A 22024-nucleotide genomic window follows, 5' to 3' on the forward strand; every position below is an offset into this window, starting at 1 on the left:
AAAAGGTAGTACCAAAAAGTCCGGGTTTGACTTTTTGGTACTACCTTGAAGCAATTAGTCAGTATAGCCCATTAAGATACGAGCGTATGGAGAGTTAGACGGTAAGACGATGACCGTTTCTTCACCAATGGTCTGCTCATATGATTCGAGTGTACGATAAAGTTGATAAAACTCTGCATCACGTCCAAACGATTCGTTATAGATCCGAGCTGCTTCCGCTTCCCCTTCCCCGACAATTTCATTTGCATCAGCATTCGCTGTTGCAAGGATTTCCGTTACTTCCCGGTCTGTATTTGATTGAATTCGGTTTGCTTCTGCATCCCCTTGAGATAAATACTCTTGCGCCGTCGCATGACGTTCAGAAATCATTCGACTATAGACCGCTTCTTCATTTTCTTCCGGTAAATCGGTGCGCTTCATCCGCACATCTGTTAATGCAATTCCATATTGATTTCGTTCAAGCGCCTCGTTAACACGATCACGTACAAGCTCATTGAAACTTCCACGGGACGATGTTTCTTCTTCATTAATAATCTCATCAAACTCTAATTGCCCTAATTCTGCACGAATCGCTGAGAAAATTAACTCTCCCATAATTGCTTCTGCACGTTCTTGTGTGGCTGTATTCGAAATCATTAGTTGTGGATCTTCAATTCTCCATACTGCATAATGATCAGCTAACACTCGCTTTTGATCTCTCGTATTAATTTCAGCTGGTGGAATATCATAAATTAATTGATATTTTGGTAGGGTTGAAACAGATTGAATAAAGGGAATCTTATAGCTTAACCCTGGTTCATCTTCAATTCTAACCACTTCACCAAACTGACGAACAACTTTATATTCACCTTGTTCTACAATAAACAGATTACTAATGATTGTTGCTAAAAGCGCAATTAAAATAATAACGATCGCACCAAGCTTTACAAACTTTCTCCACTCATCACTTGGACGTCGTTCATTTAAATCAACGATGTTCTCATCACTCATTAGTTGCTCCCTCCTTCAGCAGAACTTTGTCCACGCTCTAGTGGTCTAATTGGTAAATAACTAACCGTATCATTGTTGCTATCCATAATGTAAATCTCTGTATCTGGTAATACATTTTCAAGGGTTTCTAGTACAAGACGCTGTCTAGTTACATCCGGGTTATCAAGATACTCATTATAAAGAGCATCAAATCTTGCCACGTCCCCACGTGCTCGTTCAATCCGCTCAGCTCTTGTTCCCTCTGCACGAGAGATAATCGCATCTTTTTCCCCTTCTACTTCATTGATTTGTTGATTGCGGTATCTGGTTGCTTCATTAATTTTGGTCAAACGTTCCTCACGAGCATCTGTCACTTCAATAAATGCACGACGCACTTCATCTGTTGGAAGTTCTACATCTTGAAGTTTAACATCTTGTATACTTACACCAATTTCGTAGATTTCTAATAGTTCAATTAAATTTTCAAATACACGTGCCTCTACTTCAGGTCGTTGATCTGTTAGCACCTCATCAATTGTTGTACTCCCAATAACGGAACGAAGGGCTGATGATGTAGCATTATATAACACCTCTCTAGCATCAACTGAATTATACAAATATTGCTCAGGGTCTGTAATTCGCCATTGAACAGCTAAATCAGCAAATAAAATATTCTCATCACCTGTAATCATCTTCGCTTCTCGAGTGAACTCAACAACTTCTCCATCTTCTTCCATATACCCTACTTGCAGGTTATAAGTTCCTCTTGATAAGATTTCAACTCTTTGTATTGGCCATGGCATTTTAAACTTCAAACCTGGCTCTGTTATCGTGTCCTCTACCTTACCGAATGTAATTAACGCTGCTTGTTCTGATTCGTCGACTATGTACCAGCCAGTAGCAAGAAATAAGGCTAAAATAGCGATACCTATGCAGGAGACAAAGCCAACTAATAATTGCTTCACCGTCATCTTATCATTCCTTTCTCGATGTTGTTGTTTTCTAGTTCTATCTACGATTCTTTACATAAATCGGTTTCATTTAATTTTAAAGAATCTCATTCTTTTTCATTATAGTACAAATTTTAAGGTGTTTGGGTCTTTTCATTGGAAATCCTTTAACAATCTTTAGTGGGAGTTTTGCATATTTATCTCTTAGGGAGGTGCTGTATTCATTATAATTAATACAAAAAAAAGACACGAGCACAAAGGGGGGCGCTCATGTCTATCAAAGGGTTGACTTTAGCAAGGGTATGACACGCTTGCTAAGCAGTGATGAAAACCGTTCCCCTTCATTATAATTTCCATAAATTAAGGTTGTTTTAATACTATGTAAATTTATTGTAAAAGGTGGTGTCCTATAAGGTCTGTTTTGACCTTCTGGGACACCACCTCTGTTACAGAGCTACTTTTTGCACATTATTCCGCTCGATACCGATTAAATGTAATGGTAAAAGAGGTTCCTTGCCCAACAACACTATTCACTACTATTTTTCCTTGATGGGCTTCTACTAAGTGTTTGACAATAGCAAGTCCTAAACCGGTACCTCCAGAATTTCGGCTTCTTGCTCGATCTACCCGATAAAAGCGTTCAAATATTCTAGGAAGATCTTTTTCGCTTATTCCAACACCTGTATCTACTATCTCTAATGTTATCGTCTCCTCATGTCCTCTTACGAAAATGTCAATCGATCCAGAAACGGGAGTGTACATAATGCTATTATTAACTAAATTGATAACAATTTGTTTTATTCGTTCCGTATCACCTTCACAAGTTAGATCCCCTTCTGCGAACATCTGTAAATCAATTTGTTTTTCTTGTGCTTTATCTTTTAGTAACTCAATCACTTCACTAACAATATGTTGGATGTTCGTTCGTTTCCAATTTAGCTGGAAGTAAGCTTGCTCGATCCTTGAAAGGTCCAGCAAATCCTGAATCAAGCTTTGCAATCGCTCACTTTCATTTGCAATAATCGTTAAGAACTTCTCTCGAAGGGGTTCCGTATTCATTGCCCCATCAAGAAGGGTCTCTGTAAATCCTTTGATTGACGTAACTGGTGTCTTAAGTTCATGTGATACATTTGCAACAAAGTCTGTACGAACTTGTTCTAATTTCTTTAATTCAGTGATGTCATGAAGCACAAGAACAATCCCCTTTAACTTATCCTTATTACTCATGACAGGTGCTGCATACACTTCAAAATGACGTACCTCTAAATGTACCGGGAAGTGAATTTGCATTCTTTGTTTTTTTTCAGTCAGAAAGATCGTCTGTACAATTTTAATAAGTTCTTTATGTTTTATTACATCATGGTACAGTTGATGTTTCCAAAGGCCTGTATTTTCTTCAAAGATCTCTTGACATGCCCGATTAATGAGGGAAATGTCTCCCTTAGTATTAATTAATATTAAGCCGCTCCCCATATTGTCGATCAACGTTTCCATCCGTTCCTTTTGAGCCTGATCCCTTTTAGTTAGTTGCTCTAAATTATAAGCGAGAATGTTAATAGACCTTGATAGTTGCCCAATTTCATCTCTTTTTCCTTCTGATGTTCTTGCTTTATAATTTCCTTCTGCTAACTCATTGGCCACAACGGTCGCACTTTCGATTGGACCTATCATTTCATTTGTTACTCGGTACGTGATCGATACAATGATGACAAAAGCTACGGCGAAACTTATTCCTAATATTAACCAAATCATTTCTGTCATATCAGCTAATGTTCGTGTTGAAAGCCCTAAACGCATGAATCCAAGTTTACTATTGTTCCCATCTATAATTGGAACAGCGTAATAAAGAAGCTCCTCCTGTACCGTATTGCTATAACGAATGTAGGAGACACTTTCGTCATTTTCAATCGCTTCAATTTCAGGCCTCAGCAAATGATTGTCCATTGTGTTAGGGTCAGTTGCTGATTCACCAATGACTGTTCCATCTAATAGAATGATCGTTACTCTTGAATCAAGCATTTCTGCTATTTCCATTGCTCGCTTTTGCGCATTTTCTTTATCAAGACCATATTCTGCAAGCATGTATGCAGCTAAGTTGGCTTCTTTTTCTACACGATCACTCAAATTATTAATGTAAAAATCTTCATATAGCTTTCCTATCACAAACCCAATGCCAATTAAAACCAGCAACGTAATGGATAGAACAGCCAACATGATTTTGAACCTAAGTTTATACATGTACAGGGGGCTCCTCCAATTTATAGCCAAGTCCCCTAATAGTCTTGATATATGCTGGCTTTTTTGTATTCACTTCAATCTTTTCACGAAGATGACTTATGTGAACATCAACAATCCTTGTATCACCGACAAATTCGTAATTCCAAACCGCGTTTAACAATTGATCTCTCGTTAACACACGACCTTTATGGTTTGCTAAATAGAGCAATAACTCAAATTCTTTTGGCGTTAATTCAAGTGCATCATTTTTGAAAAACACTTCATAATTATCTGGGTGGATTTCCACCTCTCCAAACCTTATGACATTCTCAGTATGCGCTAGATTCGTGTTTGTTTCAGAATGTATTGGTTGTGACCTACGGAGAATAGCTCGAACTCTTGCAACGACTTCACGCGGGCTAAACGGCTTTGTCATATAATCATCTGCCCCAAGTTCTAGTCCTAACACCTTATCGAATTCATCATCCTTCGCTGTAAGCATTAAGATAGGCGTTGTTACCTTATTTTGCCTCAGCTGCTTACACACATCTAAGCCATCCATTTCCGGCAACATTAAATCAAGAACGAGTAAATCAAATGGTTCATTTGTAGCCAATTCCAAAGCCTTGGCCCCATCCATTGCTGTCGTGACATCAAAACCGGCTTGCTCTAAGTTAAACTGCAATAACATAACAATGGATTCTTCATCATCGACAATTAACAAACGCTGTGACATATTGATCCTCCCAAACTCGTTTCAAAGAAACGGGTAAATGTAACGGTCCATCCTGCTAAATGCCCTAAAAAGGGTTCTTTCTATTTCTATTAATAGTATAGCAAAGTATAGGATAATTGCTATCTAGAAAAACGAAAAAGGGATTATCACTAAAAGGCCTCATTTAACCTTTTAGGATAATCCCTTTAAATCATTAAGTTGTCGGCAAAGCAGCCATAACACTACGAACCGATTCTACAGATTTAGCTAATGCTGTTTTTTCATCGTCTGTCAAATCTAGTTCGATGATTTTTTCGATTCCATCTCCGCCTAAGATCGTCGGAACACCTACATATAGGTCCTCATAACCATACTCACCTTCTAAGTAAGCAATTGTAGGAATTACGCGTTTCTTATCTTTAATAATCGCCTCAACCATCTGAGTTAGAGATGCAGCGGGAGCATAGTATGCACTTCCATTTCCAAGAAGACCTACGATTTCACCGCCACCTTTACGAGTACGCTCAACAATCGCATCTATGCGATCTTTTGGGATAAGCTTCTCAAGCGGAACACCACCTGCTGCCGAGTAACGAATAAGAGGCACCATATCATCACCGTGCCCCCCAAGAACAAACCCGGTAATATCTTCAACAGAAAGGTTAAGCTCCTGAGCAACAAACGTCCGGAAACGTGCTGTATCAAGTACACCAGATTGACCAATAACACGGTTTTTAGGGAATCCAGATTCCTTAAATACTGTATATGTCATTGCATCCGCTGGGTTCGTTAAGACAATAATGTAGCAGTTAGGTGAATATTTCACGACCTCTTTCGTTACTGCTTTCATAATACCTGCATTGGTGCTAACTAAATCATCACGGCTCATGCCTGGCTTACGCGCAATCCCTGCAGTTATAACAACCACATCTGAATCTTTCGTATCTTCGTAGTTAGACGTTCCAATGATATTAGAATCAATTCCTGCTACTGGTGTTGATTCAAGCATATCTAATGCTTTCCCTTTTGTCGGGCCTTCCATCTGAGGAATATCTAAAAGAACAACATCGCCTAGCTCTTTTTGTGCAACCATCAAAGCCGTTGTAGCTCCAGTGAAACCTCCACCGATCACGGAAATCTTTCTACGTTTAATTGCCATATTTATGCACACCCCGTTATTTTTAGTTTTTTACCCTACTCCATGAAACCACTTGATTTCGAATGAACACCAAATGGGAAACGCGCCCTTCCAGCCGTAACAGTGCGATCATTTGCAATGGCTTCTCTCGCCGTGCGCCTTTTCGAGAAGATCACTCGAAAGGCTTAAAACATTACGGCGGCTCCGCTCATTGCTTCGAATGAACCCCAAAAGGAAAAGCGCCTTTTGGGGTTCATTCTCTTATAGGTTTTTAATTAATTCGTCTGCAAATCCAGAGCAAGATACTTCTGTTGCTCCGTCCATAAGACGTGCGAAGTCGTATGTTACTACTTTGCTCGCAATAGTTTTATCCATAGATCCCATAATAAGATCTGCTGCTTCAAACCAACCAAGGTGACGAAGCAGTAGCTCACCTGAAAGAAGAACAGATGATGGGTTCACTTTATCAAGACCAGCATATTTAGGTGCAGTTCCGTGAGTTGCTTCAAAAATAGCGTGTCCGGAATCGTAGTTAATATTTGCTCCTGGAGCAATACCAATACCACCAACTTGTGCTGCAAGCGCATCAGAAATGTAGTCACCATTTAAGTTCATTGTTGCTACAACATCGAACTCTTTTGGACGAGTTAAAATTTGTTGTAAGAAGATATCAGCAATTGAATCTTTTACAATGATTTTGCCAGCAGCTTCTGCTTCTTCTTGAGCTTTGTTTGCAGCTTCTTTTCCTTCTGTTTCTACAATTTTATCATATTGAGCCCATGTAAATACTTTGTCTCCGAATTCACGCTCAGCTACTTCATAACCCCAGTTTTTGAATGCACCCTCAGTAAACTTCATGATATTTCCTTTGTGTACTAGAGTTACACTCTTACGGCCTTCATCAAGCGCATATTGAATTGCCGCACGAACTAGTCGGTCTGTTCCTTCTTGGGAAACAGGCTTAATACCAATACCAGAAGTTTCTGGGAAGCGGATTTTTGTAGCTCCCATTTCATTTTGTAAGAAATCAATAAGCTTTTTAACTTCATCAGAACCTTCTTTATACTCAATTCCAGCATAAATATCTTCTGAATTTTCACGGAAGATAACCATATCTGTATCTTCAGGACGTTTCACAGGTGAAGGAACACCTTGGAAGTAACGAACTGGACGAAGACAAACATATAGATCAAGCTCTTGACGAAGGGCAACGTTTAAAGAACGGATACCTCCACCGATAGGAGTTGTTAAAGGTCCTTTAATCGCAATCATGTACTCACGAACTGCATCTAAAGTTGCTTCTGGAAGCCATTCCCCAGTTTGATTATAAGCTTTCTCACCAGCAAGAATTTCTTTCCACTCAATCTTTTTCTCACCATTGTATGCTTTTTCAACAGCAGCATCTAATACACGAGAAGCAGCAGCCCAAATATCAGGTCCAATTCCATCTCCTTCAATGTAAGGTACGATTGGGTTATTTGGTACATCTAATACTCCATTGTTTACTTTAATTACTTGACCGTTTGACATGCTACACTACCTCCTAATTATTCAAAAAAAGTATAAAGTACATCACTATTATGTTGCTATTCTTTCTAGCAAATGTCAATCTATGTACAGGGAGGAACTACCTCCCAGGTACTCTATTAACGCTGTTCTACTGGAATATAGGTTTGTTTATTCGGTCCGATATATTCAGCACGCGGACGAATTAGTCTGTTATTGCTATACTGCTCTAGTATATGAGCTAACCATCCAGAAGCACGGCTTACCGCAAAAATCGGTGTAAATAAATCATGCTTAATTCCTAAGCTATGATAGACACTAGCAGAATAGAAATCTACATTTGGAAGTAACCCTTTTTCACTGGTTACCATCTCATTAATCTTCGTAGACATTTCATACCACTTAGTTTCACCTGTTATTTCTGTCAATCTTTTAGACATTTCACGTAAATGTTTTGCACGTGGATCTCCATCTTTGTAAACACGGTGTCCAAATCCCATAATTTTTTCTTTGTTATCTAATGCCTTGCGGATGTATGGTTCAACGTTTTCTACACTACCAATTTCAGATAACATGTTCATTACCGCTTCATTCGCACCACCGTGTAGAGGCCCTTTTAACGCTCCAATTGCCGCCGTAATACCAGAGTATACATCAGAAAGTGTCGCTACACAGACTCGTGCAGTAAACGTTGAAGCATTTAACTCATGGTCAGCATGCAGCACTAGCGCTTTATTAAATGCATTCACTGCAATTTCATCTGGATCTTTACCAGTTAACATGTAAAGAAAGTTTGCAGCAAAGCCTAAATCTTTACGAGGAGCAACTGGCTCTAATCCCTCGCGCACTCTTGAAAACGCTGTCACTATTGTTGGAATTTGTGCTTGAATCTTGATTGCCTTATGACGGTTTGCAGCCTCATCCATAACATCTGCTTCTTCATCAAATAATGCCAGACTTGAAATTGCTGTACGAAGGGCTGCCATTGGATGGACTTTGTCAATTGGGTATGCCTTCATTTGATCAATTATCTCTTTTGGTATTTCAGCATTGTTGGCAAGTTCCTGAGTAAATTGACTAAGTTCATCTGCTTTTGGTAATGACCCATTCCAAAGGAGGTATATAACCTCTTCAAAACTCGCATTATCTGCTAAATCATCAATATCATATCCCTGGTAAGTAAGGACACTTTCAATGATGGAACTAACACTTGATTGCGTTGCTACAATACCTTCTAGACCACGAGTTGTACTCACGTTAACCTCTCCTTTTCTCTAATACTTAAAGTTCCTCAAACTAGTAAGTGCTTACACTCCATTTGGAGAAAGAAAGCCACGCTATGTAAGAAGGATGTTCACAAGTTCCATTATAACGATTTATTAAGCTTTTGTGAACGTTTTCGCGGAAAGTTATTAATAAATTCTAAAACTTAAACATGTTGTATTATTCTGATTATTCATTTTAAACGTCCACTCATCCGCCAAGATGAGTGAAAAACTGAACGATTCTCATTGTAAGATAAGCAATCCCCGCGCCAATAAGCGGACCAACTGCCACCCCATTAAAAAGAGCAACCGATAAAATCGTACCTAATACTAATGCAGTTGTAATATGCGGATCTGACTTTAATAAATCAATTCCACTTGCTGCGATGATAGCCACTAGGATACCTGAGGCTAATGCAATCCACGCATAAGACGATTTTACAGCTTCTCCTAATTGCTTAAACCCTATTTCACCTGTGACAATGGGGGTTAACACCGCGATCGTAATAACGGTGACGCCGATATTTATCCCTTTTTGTTGAAACAGGGGAAATAATTTATCACCCAGTCCAACCCATTTAATAACGAGCAAGAATAGAACTGCTACGATCAGAGATTGATTTTTGGCAACCACAGCCACAAGCAATAAAATTAACATAAAAACGGATGCTTGTGAGAACAAGTAACGACCCTTCTTCCTCACTTACAAAATTTTTGTAAGTGCACTTCATAGCCCTTTAATTTTAACATATTATCATTTATTCATCTACATATCTGACTTTGTTATCTTGAATGGATCCATAATGTCGTTATTTTCTAGTCATAATAACAAAGTTTCCATTTTTAATCATTTGATTAAACAATTTTAATAAAAAGCCTTTTGCAATCGTTCGAGTTGCAGGAACCAACAAGAAAAAACCAATGGCATCAGTAATAAACCCTGGGGTAAGTAACACGACCCCACCTACTAAAATACAAATTCCATCAAGGATCACTCCACTAGGCAATTGTCCTTGCTGAGTTTGAAGCTGAGCAAGCCTTAATGCTTGTAACCCTTCTTTTTTGGCTAACCAAGCACCTAGAACTCCTGTTGCAATAATAAGCAAGATCGTCGGCCAAACTCCTAGGACATTTCCAGATAAAATTAATACGGCAATTTCAAGGGCAGGCACAATTATAATTAACAACAACAATAAACGAAACATTTGCTGCTCCTTTCTTAAAAGGAATTATCTACTTCTATACGGAAAGAGGAGAAGGGAACTCCCTTCTCCTCGCCTTTAATTATAGTACACTTGTGTGACCTCTGTAAATGTCACCACGAGCACTATCTACCGTAATTTCTTCTCCATCTGTAAATAACTCTAATGCACCATTAACACCCACGATTACTGGAGTGCTTAGGTTTAAGCCTACTACAGCTGCATGAGACGTTAAGCCACCTTCTTCTGTAATCACTGCTGCTGCTTTTTCAAAAGCAGGAATCATATCTTTATCCGTGCTGTACGTAATAAGAATAGACCCTTCTTTTGTCTTTTCAAGCGCTTCTTCAGCCGAGCGAGCAATGACTACACGGCCAGCTGCTGAACGACGTCCAATTCCTTGACCTTTTGCAATCACTTCACCGATAACATGAACTTTCATAATATTTGTTGTGCCTGACTCACCTACAGGTACACCGGCTGTTATCACAACAAGATCACCTTGTTTAATTGAACCTGTTTCTAATGCCGTACCAATCGTCGCTTCAAACATCTCATCAGTTGATGAGGCTTCCTTACCTAGAATTGGTGTAACGCCCCAAACTAAGTTTAATTTACGAATAACCTTTGGATTGCTCGCAACGGCTACAATTGGTGATTTAGGACGATATTTAGATACAATACGTGCTGTATGTCCACTCTCTGTAGCAGAAAGGATAACGGATGCAGATAAGTTAAACGCTGTATGAGCAACAGATTGTCCAATTGCACTCGTAATTGTCGTTGTTTCCTCTTTTGTTTTCTTGCGAAGCATTGAAGCATAATTTAATGCTTCTTCCGTACGAGTTGCAATGTTATGCATCGTCTGAACAGACTCAACAGGGTAGTCACCAGCAGCCGTTTCACCAGAAAGCATAATTGCATCCGTTCCATCAAAAATGGCGTTTGCAACGTCACTTGCTTCTGCTCTCGTTGGTCTTGGGTTACGTTGCATAGAATCAAGCATTTGTGTTGCTGTAATAACTGGCTTTGCAACCGCATTGCACTTTTTGATTAGAACTTTTTGAACGAGCGGTACTTCTTCTGCTGGAATTTCTACACCAAGGTCCCCACGAGCAACCATTAATCCATCAGACACTTCTAAAATCTCATCGATATTATCAACGCCTTCTTGGTTTTCAATCTTAGGGATAATGTGAATTTCTTCTCCTCCATTCGTATCAAGAAGCTCACGAATTTCAAGCACATCCGTTGCTCTACGAACAAATGAAGCAGCAATAAAGTCCACACCTTGCTCAATACCAAATTTTATATCAGCTGCATCTTTTTCCGTTATTCCCGGGAGATTAACGCTTACATTTGGTACATTTACCCCTTTTTTGTTTTTCAACGTTCCGCTGTTTAGAACTTTTGTAATAAGCTCGCCATCACCGACTGCCGTTACTTCAAGCCCAATTAACCCATCGTCTAATAAAATTTTTGATCCAGGATGAACATCGTTCGTTAGACCAGGATATGTAACGGAAATTTTCTTGTTGTTTCCAACAACTTCTGTCATTGAAACAATCAATTCATCCCCAGCAACTAATTCAGCTACGCCACCTTCTAATGTTTGCGTACGAATTTCAGGGCCTTTTGTATCAAGTAAAATTGCAACGGTTTTCCCTGTCTTCTCTGCCGCTTCACGTATGTTACGAATTCTTGCACCATGTTCTTCAAAATCACCATGTGAGAAGTTTAATCGTGCTACATTCATCCCTGCTTCAATTAAAGCTTCTAGTTTTTCAATAGATTCACTTGCCGGACCAATTGTACATACAATTTTTGTTTTACGCATAATATCCTCCTGCTTGCTCGTATATTTTTGTATTCTCATATGAATATTCAGTACTTACCACCCATATAAGGCTTTTGCTTATACAGGTGAAAGGTACCAGTATGGCTATATTTAGTTATATTTAGTTAAATCGATAACTGTTGAGAAAGCTTGTACATTTCCATATCGATCGTATGCTTACGGGATAATGCCTCATTAATATCATGATAAACAAGCTCGTTTTTCTCTATACCTACCGTTACACCAGCCTTCCCTTCTAAAAGAAGATCAACAGCCTTTGCTCCTAATCGGCTTGCTAGCACACGGTCAAATCCTGATGGTGAACCACCGCGTTGGATGTGGCCTAATACGGTAACTCTTGTTTCTAAATTCATTTCTTCTTTAATGCGATTACCAAAGTCAAAGCCGCTGCCCACACCTTCTGCAACAATAATGATACTATGTTTTTTTCCACGTTCTTGGCCACGCTTTAAACGTGAGATAATATCAGACATCTCATAATCTGCTTCTGGAACGATAATTGTTTCTGCACCATCTGCAAGACCTGACCATAGTGCTAGGTCTCCTGCATGACGTCCCATCACTTCAATGACATATGTACGTTCATGTGATGTTGCTGTATCACGAATTTTATCAATGGCATCAATAACGGTATTTAATGCCGTATCAAAACCAATTGTAAAATCCGTTCCTGGAATGTCGTTGTCAATTGTTCCTGGCACACCAATTGTAGGGAACCCATGCTCAGCTAGTTTTTGAGCACCTTGGTACGAGCCGTCTCCACCAATAACAACAAGCCCTTCAATTCCAAACTTCTTCAACTGCTCAATCCCTTTTTTCTGGCCTTCTAGTGTCTTAAATTCTTCACAGCGAGCCGTATATAATACTGTTCCCCCGCGATGGATAATATCGCCTACAGATCCTAATTCCATTTTTTTAATATCGCCATTAATTAGACCAGCGTATCCGTAAGAAATACCGTAAACTTCTAAGCCATGGAAAATGGCCTTACGCACAACTGCACGGATAGCAGCGTTCATTCCCGGAGAATCTCCACCGCTTGTTAATACTCCTATTCTTTTCATTTCGTCTCCTCCTCAAACTCAACTAGTTATAAAATATATTAAAAAGTTCAATGCTAGAAGTGAGGTGATTAAAAAGTCAATATTGCTTTTTTGATAACCTTCTTAGCATGTGTACTTTTAGACTCAATATGATTATGTAATTAAGCAATTCCCATTTTTAAAAATACCACTTTAACGAAGTGAACACAATACAGTTAATTCCAGCATAAAAAGTGCTTTCTAAAAAGCAGAAAGCACTTATCCTTTATTTACAGCATTGGTATCGTTTACATGCGTAAATTGTCCGATTTTTTTATATTTTTCATAGCGTTGTTCAACAAGCTCCTCTTCCGTTAACTTAGAAAGTTGCGTAATCGATTCCTGCAAAACTGCATCAATAAATTCGCTTTGTTGGGTCAGGTCTCTGTGCGCTCCGCCCTTTACTTCACGAACAATTTCTTCAATGATTCCAAGTTCTTTTAAATCTGGAGCTGTAATTTTCATCGATTCGGCCGCTTTTTTCGCAAGAGAGGCATCTTTCCATAATAACGCGGCTGCTCCCTCGGGCGAAATAACGGAGTAGGTTGAATTTTCTAGCATGTGAAGATGGTTACCAACACCAAGGGCAAGAGCCCCCCCACTACCGCCTTCACCAATTACGATGCAAACAACGGGAACTGTAAGACCAGCCATTTCTAAAAGGTTTCTAGCAATGGCTTCACTTTGTCCTCTTTCTTCAGCCGCTTTTCCTGGATAAGCACCTTTTGTATCAATGAAACATATAATAGGCCTCTTAAACTTTTCTGCTTGCTTCATCAAACGAAGGGCCTTGCGATACCCTTCTGGGTGAGGCATTCCGAAATTACGGTGAATGTTTTCTTTTGTATCTTTCCCGCGTTGGTGACCAATAACAGTTACCGGACGCCCTTTATATTTGGCAATTCCACCTACAATAGCAGCATCATCGCCATACAGACGATCACCATGCATTTCTAAAAAGTCAGTAAATAACTCTCCAATGTAATCTAGGGTTGTAGGGCGTTCACCATGTCTTGCAATCTGAACACGTTCCCACGGCTGTAAATTTCCATAAATATCACGTTCAAGCTGTTGTAAGCGTTTTTCAAGCTTCGTTATTTCATCCGTTAGGTCAATTTCCTTTTCTTCGGTAAACGTTCGAAGTTCGGAGATTTTATTTTTTAATTCCACGATTGGTTTTTCAAATCCTAATTCACTTACCATGCTAAGGCACCTCCTTTATATAGAATGAATCTCTAATATAGTTGTCAATAACTCTTTCATTTCTAGACGGGAAACCACTCGATCTAATTGACCGTGCTTCAAAAGAAATTCAGCCGTCTGAAAATCATCTGGAAGCTCTTGTCGAATTGTTTGTTCAATAATTCTACGACCAGCAAAACCGATCAATGCTTTTGGTTCAGCAAAATTATAATCCCCTAAAGAAGCAAAACTGGCAGAGACCCCTCCTGTTGTTGGATGAGTCATAACGGAAATAAACAATCCACCTTGACGGCTCAGCTTTTCTAGCGCAGCACTTGTTTTTGCCATTTGCATTAAGCTTAAGACGCCTTCTTGCATTCTTGCCCCACCTGAGGCCGAAAAGAGAATAAATGGAACACCCATTTCAATCGATTGCTCTACGGCTCTTGTAATCTTTTCACCAACAACAGAGCCCATACTCCCCATCCTGAACCGAGAGTCCATTACAGCCATTACTGCTCCATATCCATTAATCGTACCTTTTCCTGTAACAATGGCTTCATTTAAGTCAGTTTTCTTACGATCTGCTTCTAACTTTTCCTCATACGTAGGAAAATCTAGAGGGTTCTCCCCGATCATATTTTTATCAAATTCAACAAATGTTCCTTCATCAAACAAACTATCAAATCGCTCGTAGGCTGTCATTCGATGATGATGTCCACACGAGTCACACACATATAAATTCTTCTTTAATTCTTTCGTATACATAATTGTTCTACAAGACGGACACTTTGTCATAAGTCCTTCTGGAACTTCTTGTTTCGCCCGTTCGGAAGGAATGGTTGCGTATCTTTTCTTTTTCTTTAAAAAATCCTTAAGCATTTTTCCACCTCATTCGCCTAAGCTAACTATTAATTCAGGATATGGCATACACTCCATAAATAGTACAAGCTAAAAACGACTATTTTCTAAATGGCGTCTCATCGCCTCTGTAGCTCTTTGTTGATTGCGACTTTTTAGAGCATAATAGATTTCCTCGTGCTCATTTAAAGATACGGGCATCCGCCCTTCTCTTTTTAATGAGCGCTCAATCGCCACTTTATTATATTGAACAAGTGACACCCACAGATTAAGGAGTAACCGATTATGACTAGCCTCGACGATAGTTTTATGAAATAAATAGTCTACTTCTACTGGTAAGTCTCCATGTGACCATTCTTCTTTCGCCTGGTTAACCAGCAAATGCAATTGCTCTATAGCTTCATCAGTAATTCGCTCACAAGCTAATTTAAGTGCTTCAAGCTCTACTATTCGTCTTGTTTCCGTCAAATCCTTCCTCGCATTATCATCTTTAAGAAGAAATGATAAGAGAATTTCGACAAGCCTATAACTTCCAAAAGCTTTTATGTAGGTTCCTTCCCCACGTCTTGTTTCAATTAAATCTAATAATTCGAGCGCTCGCAGCGCCTCACGAACAGAGGAGCGACCGACATCAAGACGGTCGCTCAATTCTCTTTCGGATGGTAACTTATCTCCACTTGCCAACTGGTCTTCATTTATAATGTTATTAATTTGCTTAATGACTTCTAAATAGACTTTTGGTTGTTCCGATGACATTTGCCACCCTCACCTCAGTTATAAACATATTCTTTATTTTTCATCCCCAATTATGGCAAGTTTTCTTGTTTTTTCTGCTACTTTCTCTGGATCAACTTGTTTTCTAGCCACTCCTGTTTCCATCGCCGTTTTAGCAACCGCTGCGGCAACTGCTGGTGCAACACGTGGGTCAAACGGTGCTGGGATTACATAGTCAGGAGATAAGTCTGCTTCAGCGACTAAGTCAGCAATCGCATAAACGGCCGCAACCTTCATCTCTTCGTTAATATGCGTAGCTCTAACATCAAGTGCCCCTCGGAAAATACCTGGGAATGCTAATACGTTATTTACTTGGTTTGGAAAATCTGAACGACCCGTTCCTATCACACTTGCTCCAGCTGCTTTTGCTTCTTCTGGCATAATCTCAGGTACTGGGTTTGCCATGGCAAAAATGATCGGATTATCATTCATACTCTCAATCATTTCTTTTGTTAATGCGCCAGCAACAGACACGCCGATAAATACATCCGTACCTTTAATAACGTTAGCTAAATCACCCTCAAGTCTGTCACGGTTTGTATTTTTTGCAACCTCAGCCTTCATATCATTCATTCCATACGCCCGGCCTTCGAAGATAGCACCCTTTGAGTCGCACAAAATAATATCGCGAACCCCCATGCGTTGCATAAGTTTAATAATAGCAATTCCAGCAGAACCAGCACCGTTGGCGACAACTTTCACCTCAGATAGCTTTTTCCCAGAGATTTTTAATGCATTAATAAGTCCAGCTAACGTTACGATCGCTGTCCCATGTTGATCATCATGAAACACAGGGATGTTTGTTTCTTTCTTTAATCTTTCTTCAATTTCAAAACACTCTGGTGCTGCAATATCTTCTAAATTCACCCCACCAAAAGTAGGTTCCATTAATTTAACAGTCTCAACAATTTTGTCTACTTCATTTGTTCGTAAGCAGATTGGAAATGCATCTACTCCAGCAAATGACTTAAATAAAACAGCTTTCCCTTCCATAACAGGTAAAGATGCTTCAGGACCAATATTTCCAAGGCCTAGTACAGCTGTTCCGTTACTAACAACAGCTACCATATTGCCTTTCATCGTATATTCATAAACGGTTTCAACGTCTTCGAAGATCTCCTTACAAGGTTCCGCTACTCCCGGAGAATACGCCAAGCTTAAATCTTTCGCATTTCTAACAGCGACTTTTGTTTTTGATTCCAGTTTTCCTTGGTTAACACGGTGCATATGTAAGGCTTCTTCTCTTGTGGTTGCCACAACGACACTCTCCTTCTTCTTTCTCGATATTTAGTAAGATTCCTGACTGGTCAGACCACTTAAAAACAATCTTAATTATATAGAAGAATTGTCCATTCGCCAAGTACAAAAGCTTAATTTCCCTCATTCTTTTAAGATAACATTGTTATCCCCTAATATTTTTTTCAAAGTATCAAGAAACCATTCATCGGCTTCGACACGATACTCATCACTTAAATGTAAGGTTTGTTTCGTTTGTTCATAATATAGAATGACAGGCACAGACCCTTGCTTAGCTAATAGATTGGATTTCACCTCTTCTAGTACATCCGGCGTTTCATGATCGGGGCTAACTCGTAAGTATAGAACTCGCAAATTCGCTCTTTGTTCTTCAGGAAGTGTTTGAACTAACCCTATCTTCCCAACAATAAATTGTGAGCGTCCCTTCGAGTCATCAATTCGCCCTTCTGCAATGACTAACTCTCCTTCAATAACGGCTTGCTCAGAGCTTTTCCATATGCGCGGAAAAATAACAAGCTCTCCACTCCCTGACTCATCTGTCAGTTCGGCAAACGCCATTGCATCTCCTTTTTTTGTTTTTATTCTTCTGACTTGCGTCAGAAGCCCCGCTACTCGGATCGTATCTTTTCGTTTTGATGCCTCTTGCAACGTGCGCCTCCCTAAATGTGAGAGTTTACTTTTATATTGTTCAATCGGGTGACCAGATAAATAGAAGCCTAATGCCTCTTTTTCATAATCTAATTTCTCTTGTATGACGAGCGGTTCCATTTCGTTATAATCGGGCGCTTGAATATCAAGTGTAAACAAGCCTTCCGTTTCATCTTGAAACGAATTAACCTCATCGGCAAACTTCCATGCATCTTCTACAGAAAATAACAATGTGGCACGGTTAGAGTCGAAATCATCCATTGCCCCTGCCTTAATTAAATTTTCTACAGCTTTTTTATTCACAATCTTATGATCCATTTGCACAGCAAAATGAAAAAGATCTTTAAACGGTTCTTTTTTTCTGGCGTCTACAATCCATTTGGCCGCAGGGAACCCAACGTGCGCAACGGGTAATAAACCAAAACGTATGCCCTCTCCTTCAATTGTAAACAATACATGGCTTTTGCAAACGGATGGTGGATATACTTCATATCCTGCTTCTTTGCATTCGCGGATGTGATGAGATAATTTATCTGCATTATTCCATACTCCAGATAAAAGGGATGTATAAAAAGCTAATGGAAAGTTCGCTTTTAAATAAGCCAACAAATAACTAATCATACTATAAGCAACAGCATGACTCCTATTAAATCCATAATCAGCAAATCGTTCAATTAATTCATATACTTTTGTTGCGACCTGTTCTGTATAGCCCTTACCTCTCGCTCCTTTAAGAAAAGCCTCACGCTGCTTCATGAGCTCGTCCTTTTTCTTCTTACTAATGGCTCTTCTAAGGTTGTCTGCTTGCGCTAGCGAAAACCCGGCCATTTTTGAAGCGACTTCCATGATTTGTTCTTGATAGACGATAACTCCATACGTCCTTTTTAAAATCGGTTCAAGATCTGCGTGAGCATAGGAAACCTCTTTCTTTCCATGCTTTCCACTAATGTAAGAAGGAATATATTCCATCGGACCTGGCCGGTACAGTGCATTAACCGCCACAATATCTTCAAATTCCGTCGGCTGCAACGTCTTCAACACTTGCCTCATCCCATCTGATTCAAGTTGAAAAATTCCTGTCGTTTCACCACTTCCTAACAACTGAAATGCCTTTTGATCATCGAGTGGGATTCGAGAAAAGTCAACCTTCGTTCCGTAATGATATTCAATGAGACGAGCAATGTTTTCTAAAAGAGTTAAGTTACGTAAACCAAGGAAATCAAATTTAAGCAGCCCTACTTTTTCTACGACATCCATCGGCGCTTGTGTAAGGGAAATGGACGTTTGCCCTGCTTGGAGTGCTATTACATCTGTTAATGGCTCTGCACTGATCACTACTCCTGCAGCATGTGTAGATGCATGCCTTGGCAATCCTTCTAATTGTTTAGCAATTTTCCATAACGCAGCTAATTCTTCAGAGTCATTGATTAGTGATTGAATACGTGGATTCGTTCTTATTGCTTTTTCCAACGTTGTCCCAGGAGCTGAAGGAATTTCCTTAGCTAATTGACCGATCACATAACTATCAACTCCAAGCACTTTGCCCACATCACGAACGACGGCTCTTGCGGCTAATGTTCCAAACGTAATGATTTGCGCTACATGCTCTTTTCCGTATTTTTTTTGAACATACTCGATAACCTCATCACGTCTGTGATCTGGAAAGTCAATATCAATATCAGGCATCGATACACGTTCATGATTTAGAAAACGCTCAAACAGCAAATCATATTGCAATGGATCGACATCTGTAATATTTAGAACGTACGCAACAAGTGACCCAGCTGCTGAGCCTCTTCCTGGTCCCGTTAAAATCCCTTGCTCTTTTGCATACTTCATAAAATCCCATACGATTAAAAAGTAATCATCAAAACCCATTTGATGAATAACGGCAAGCTCTTTATCTAGCCTAGCCTTCGCACTATCCGTTATAGTTGAGTACCGTTTTTTTAAGCCTTCCTCACATAAAGACCGCAACACTTCACTAGCAGGTGCCTGTTCTAAAGGGAATTGCGGTAGCTTTTGCTTCCCTAGTTCAATTTGAACGGAGCATAGAGAGGAAAAGTAGCCTGTATTCACTACTGATTGCTTATCAGCAGAAAAGCGCTCCAGCATTTCATTTGGACTTTGTAAATAAAAGGAGCGTTCCTCTTGTTCAAGAGGATAATCTTCCGCCTTGACTCCCTCTTTAATGGCTCGTATCACTTGATAGGAGGCAGCCCCTTCCTTCTCTAAGAAACGTGTTGGATGCGAGGCCAAAAGTCTAATACTGCTTTTTTCGGCAAACCGTTTCACCGATTCGTACTTATCACTCTGTTGTCCCTCTATTTTCTGAAGTTCCAAAAACCAATCAGCTCGGCTAGTTCCTCCCTTCCACGACTCACACCAAGAAAAAGCCTGCTCAAATTGACCTTTTTTTATAAACGCTTCTAATGGTCCATTATTAAATGGTACAACAACAAGTACACCATGTAAGTGTGGGACCACCTCTTGTTTGGTTAGACTCGGATATTTTGACTGCTGATGACCAATTTTTGTAGCGAGCTTAAGGAGGTTTGCATACCCTGATTCATTTTTCGCATAGACACGAATATGACCTAACTCCCCCTCTTTGTATTCTATTGTTAACTCTAGGCCAAATATTGGTTTGATCTGATATTGCAAGCAAGCTTGATAAAAAGGCACTGCACCATACATGACATGGTGATCACATAACGCAAGCGTCTGATAACCAAGCTCCTTCGCCTTTTTGACAAGTTCCTCTATTCGATTCGTTGATGATAGAAGACTGTATTCACTGTACACATGCGTCTGAACAATCTCCATACAACTCTCCTCACCTTTCATTCTTTGTTTCTCTAGTATAGTACAAATTTAGCGTAAATGTTTACGCGAGCAACTTATGAGTTTGGAATTACTAGTCATAATTTAAACGTATTCCACTTATAAATGATATGGATAAGCTCTTTTATCTAGATCTGAAATAATGAAAGTGGGTGGAACCACATGCTAAGTCGAGAACTTCTCGCAACGTTAATTATTGATTTCTTTGTCGCATTCGGCGTTATTATTGGTGGGGCCATCATTGGTGGAATTGGTGCGTTTTTAATCGGAAAACCACCTTTATCAGTCATGCATGATTTAGCCGGCAGTTTAAAGATTTGGGCTATCGTTGCCGCCATCGGTGGAACTTTTGATGCTATTACAAGTATTGAGCGGGGCCTTTTTTACGGAACGCATGATGATATTTTCAAAACCGCATTTATGATCTTCGCTGCTTTATGTGGGGCACAATCTGGAACGGCTCTGATTCAATGGATTGTTGGGGAGTCTTTATCACCATGAGGGTTCCTCCTTTTTATGAACGCCCGACCGTCAAACGTTTTTTTGCAGGGATCATTATAGGAATTATTATTGGCTGGTTCTTCTTCATCTATCAATATGGACAAGTGTATGAAGGATTAGTATTTCGAATCTCTGAACAAGAAGCGATCATCAATGAGCTTGAAGACGATATCGATCTATTACGAAGCGAACAAAGTAGACTGAATGAAGAAAACCAACAAAAGTTGACCGTGCAAGAGATCGACATCCAGTTTAGTAACGACCGCAAACTACGACTTAACCAGCTAACATTGCTAGACTTAAAGCAACAAGCCTTAAACGAGTTGCAATATATTAAACGAAAAGACATAGAAACGGTCTCAAATATGCATGAACTCTTAGTCAGCAATCTGGAAAATAAAGTATTTCGAGCCGGAGACAAACGCTACCAACTAGAAGTCGAGCACGTGTTTCTTTATACAACCGTTCGAGTTATCGTCAGAATTGTCCCATCCAACAGCTGAAGGTAATTATCACATTTTTTCGAACGTTCCTTCACTTCCCCGTTCTGCTCCCCCATTTAATGTATAATATAAGTAGCATCTCATTAGATTATGGGAGGGATAGACATGGACATTACCGGAAAAGAAATGGTGATCAATCGAAAAGACATGGCAAGAAAAAAGGTCGAAAAAATAAAAAATGGCTTTTCCGCCTTTGCTGAATCAAAAGAAGTAACAGAATTGATTCGAAACGAACTTAACAAACAAAAAATCGACGTACATGAGGACGTCACAGAGGTTGGCTGTTGGTTTACGCCAGTAGATAAAGTATAGAGTTTTATCTTTGGAATAGGAAGGAAACGGAGTAAAGAGCATAGGGGAGGTCCCTATGCTCTTTTGCCGTTTCGTTTTATGGGAGAGTCGGGTTGACGACTGGAGTCTGACTTCTGGCGCTTATTTAAGGGGACGATTCATCCTTTGGCTACCGTATGCTCCTTCTTGCGCTCTTTTCGGTAGTCAATCTTCCTCTTTGGCTACCGTAATCCTCTTCAGGCTCTAACTTCGGTAGTCAAT

At 39.6% G+C, this 22024-nt stretch carries 19 protein-coding genes; 3 read left to right on the forward strand and 16 right to left on the reverse strand.

Going from position 1 to position 22024, the window contains the following annotated elements:
• Positions 1 to 54 precede the first annotated feature (54 nt).
• The 16 genes from hflC to dnaE form a co-directional block, all read right to left on the reverse strand.
• Positions 55 to 990 (reverse strand): protease modulator HflC, encoded by a 936-nt coding sequence (hflC, locus tag LQ50_RS06120; RefSeq protein WP_034627141.1) that lies wholly within the window; start codon positions 988 to 990, stop codon positions 55 to 57.
• Entirely contained in the window at positions 990 to 1940 is a 951-nt protein-coding gene (gene hflK, locus LQ50_RS06125; protein WP_034627142.1) for an FtsH protease activity modulator HflK, read from the reverse strand. The genes hflC and hflK overlap by 1 nt, the downstream gene beginning before the upstream one ends.
• A gap of 447 nt (positions 1941 to 2387) precedes the next feature.
• The gene (gene pnpS, locus LQ50_RS06130; RefSeq protein WP_034627144.1) at positions 2388 to 4157 is read right to left on the reverse strand and encodes a two-component system histidine kinase PnpS; all 1770 of its coding nucleotides are present in this window, start codon (positions 4155 to 4157) and stop codon (positions 2388 to 2390) included.
• A complete protein-coding gene (locus LQ50_RS06135) occupies positions 4150 to 4872 on the reverse strand; it encodes a response regulator transcription factor (protein WP_034627146.1) in 723 nt (240 codons plus the stop codon). Before LQ50_RS06135 ends, pnpS begins: the two co-directional genes overlap by 8 nt.
• A 193-nt stretch (positions 4873 to 5065) precedes the next feature.
• Complete coding sequence (gene mdh / locus LQ50_RS06140) at positions 5066 to 6010, reverse strand: malate dehydrogenase (protein ID WP_034627148.1); 945 nt, start codon at positions 6008 to 6010, stop codon at positions 5066 to 5068.
• A gap of 240 nt (positions 6011 to 6250) precedes the next feature.
• Positions 6251 to 7519, reverse strand: a complete 1269-nt coding sequence (gene icd, locus LQ50_RS06145; RefSeq protein ID WP_034627151.1) for an NADP-dependent isocitrate dehydrogenase — start codon at positions 7517 to 7519, stop codon at positions 6251 to 6253.
• Positions 7520 to 7635: 116 nt separating this feature from the next.
• A complete protein-coding gene (gene citZ / locus LQ50_RS06150; protein ID WP_034627153.1) occupies positions 7636 to 8751 on the reverse strand; it encodes a citrate synthase in 1116 nt (371 codons plus the stop codon).
• A 217-nt stretch (positions 8752 to 8968) separates the two neighbouring features.
• Positions 8969 to 9442 (reverse strand): DUF441 domain-containing protein, encoded by a 474-nt coding sequence (locus LQ50_RS06155; protein WP_034627156.1) that lies wholly within the window; start codon positions 9440 to 9442, stop codon positions 8969 to 8971.
• 127 nt (positions 9443 to 9569) lie between these two features.
• Entirely contained in the window at positions 9570 to 9965 is a 396-nt protein-coding gene (locus tag LQ50_RS06160; RefSeq protein WP_034627157.1) for an FxsA family protein, read from the reverse strand.
• A 79-nt stretch (positions 9966 to 10044) separates the two neighbouring features.
• Positions 10045 to 11799, reverse strand: coding sequence for a pyruvate kinase (pyk, locus tag LQ50_RS06165; RefSeq protein WP_034627159.1), 1755 nt, complete (start codon positions 11797 to 11799; stop codon positions 10045 to 10047).
• Between the two features lie 125 nt (positions 11800 to 11924).
• Positions 11925 to 12884: a 6-phosphofructokinase gene (pfkA, locus tag LQ50_RS06170; RefSeq protein ID WP_034627162.1), complete on the reverse strand. Its 960-nt coding sequence runs from the start codon at positions 12882 to 12884 to the stop codon at positions 11925 to 11927.
• 237 nt (positions 12885 to 13121) lie between these two features.
• Positions 13122 to 14105, reverse strand: coding sequence for an acetyl-CoA carboxylase carboxyl transferase subunit alpha (accA, locus tag LQ50_RS06175; RefSeq protein ID WP_034627170.1), 984 nt, complete (start codon positions 14103 to 14105; stop codon positions 13122 to 13124).
• 15 nt (positions 14106 to 14120) lie between these two features.
• Positions 14121 to 14966: an acetyl-CoA carboxylase, carboxyltransferase subunit beta gene (gene accD, locus LQ50_RS06180; protein WP_034627172.1), complete on the reverse strand. Its 846-nt coding sequence runs from the start codon at positions 14964 to 14966 to the stop codon at positions 14121 to 14123.
• Between the two features lie 69 nt (positions 14967 to 15035).
• On the reverse strand, positions 15036 to 15701 hold the full coding sequence (locus LQ50_RS06185) for a FadR/GntR family transcriptional regulator (RefSeq protein WP_034627174.1): 666 nt from the start codon (positions 15699 to 15701) through the stop codon (positions 15036 to 15038).
• 33 nt (positions 15702 to 15734) lie between these two features.
• A complete protein-coding gene (gene ystJ, locus LQ50_RS06190; RefSeq protein ID WP_152608170.1) occupies positions 15735 to 16946 on the reverse strand; it encodes an NADP-dependent malic enzyme in 1212 nt (403 codons plus the stop codon).
• A gap of 153 nt (positions 16947 to 17099) precedes the next feature.
• Positions 17100 to 20450 (reverse strand): DNA polymerase III subunit alpha, encoded by a 3351-nt coding sequence (gene dnaE, locus LQ50_RS06195; protein WP_034627178.1) that lies wholly within the window; start codon positions 20448 to 20450, stop codon positions 17100 to 17102.
• 180 nt (positions 20451 to 20630) lie between these two features.
• Here dnaE and ytrH point away from each other — a divergent pair, with 180 nt between their 5' ends.
• The 3 genes from ytrH to LQ50_RS06210 all read left to right on the forward strand — a co-directional run bounded on the left by ytrH (position 20631) and on the right by LQ50_RS06210 (position 21784).
• Positions 20631 to 20969 carry a sporulation membrane protein YtrH gene (gene ytrH / locus LQ50_RS06200; RefSeq protein WP_052144608.1) on the forward strand — a complete coding sequence of 113 codons (339 nt, stop codon included), beginning with the start codon at positions 20631 to 20633 and terminating at the stop codon, positions 20967 to 20969.
• Positions 20966 to 21472 carry a sporulation membrane protein YtrI gene (gene ytrI, locus LQ50_RS06205; protein ID WP_034627180.1) on the forward strand — a complete coding sequence of 169 codons (507 nt, stop codon included), beginning with the start codon at positions 20966 to 20968 and terminating at the stop codon, positions 21470 to 21472. Before ytrH ends, ytrI begins: the two co-directional genes overlap by 4 nt.
• Before the next feature lie 105 nt (positions 21473 to 21577).
• Entirely contained in the window at positions 21578 to 21784 is a 207-nt protein-coding gene (locus tag LQ50_RS06210) for a YtzJ family protein (RefSeq protein ID WP_052144609.1), read from the forward strand.
• Positions 21785 to 22024: the final 240 nt, after the last annotated feature.

The sequence above is a fragment of the Halalkalibacter okhensis genome (genome assembly GCF_000787375.1).
Taxonomy (GTDB): domain Bacteria; phylum Bacillota; class Bacilli; order Bacillales; family Bacillaceae_D; genus Halalkalibacter; species Halalkalibacter okhensis.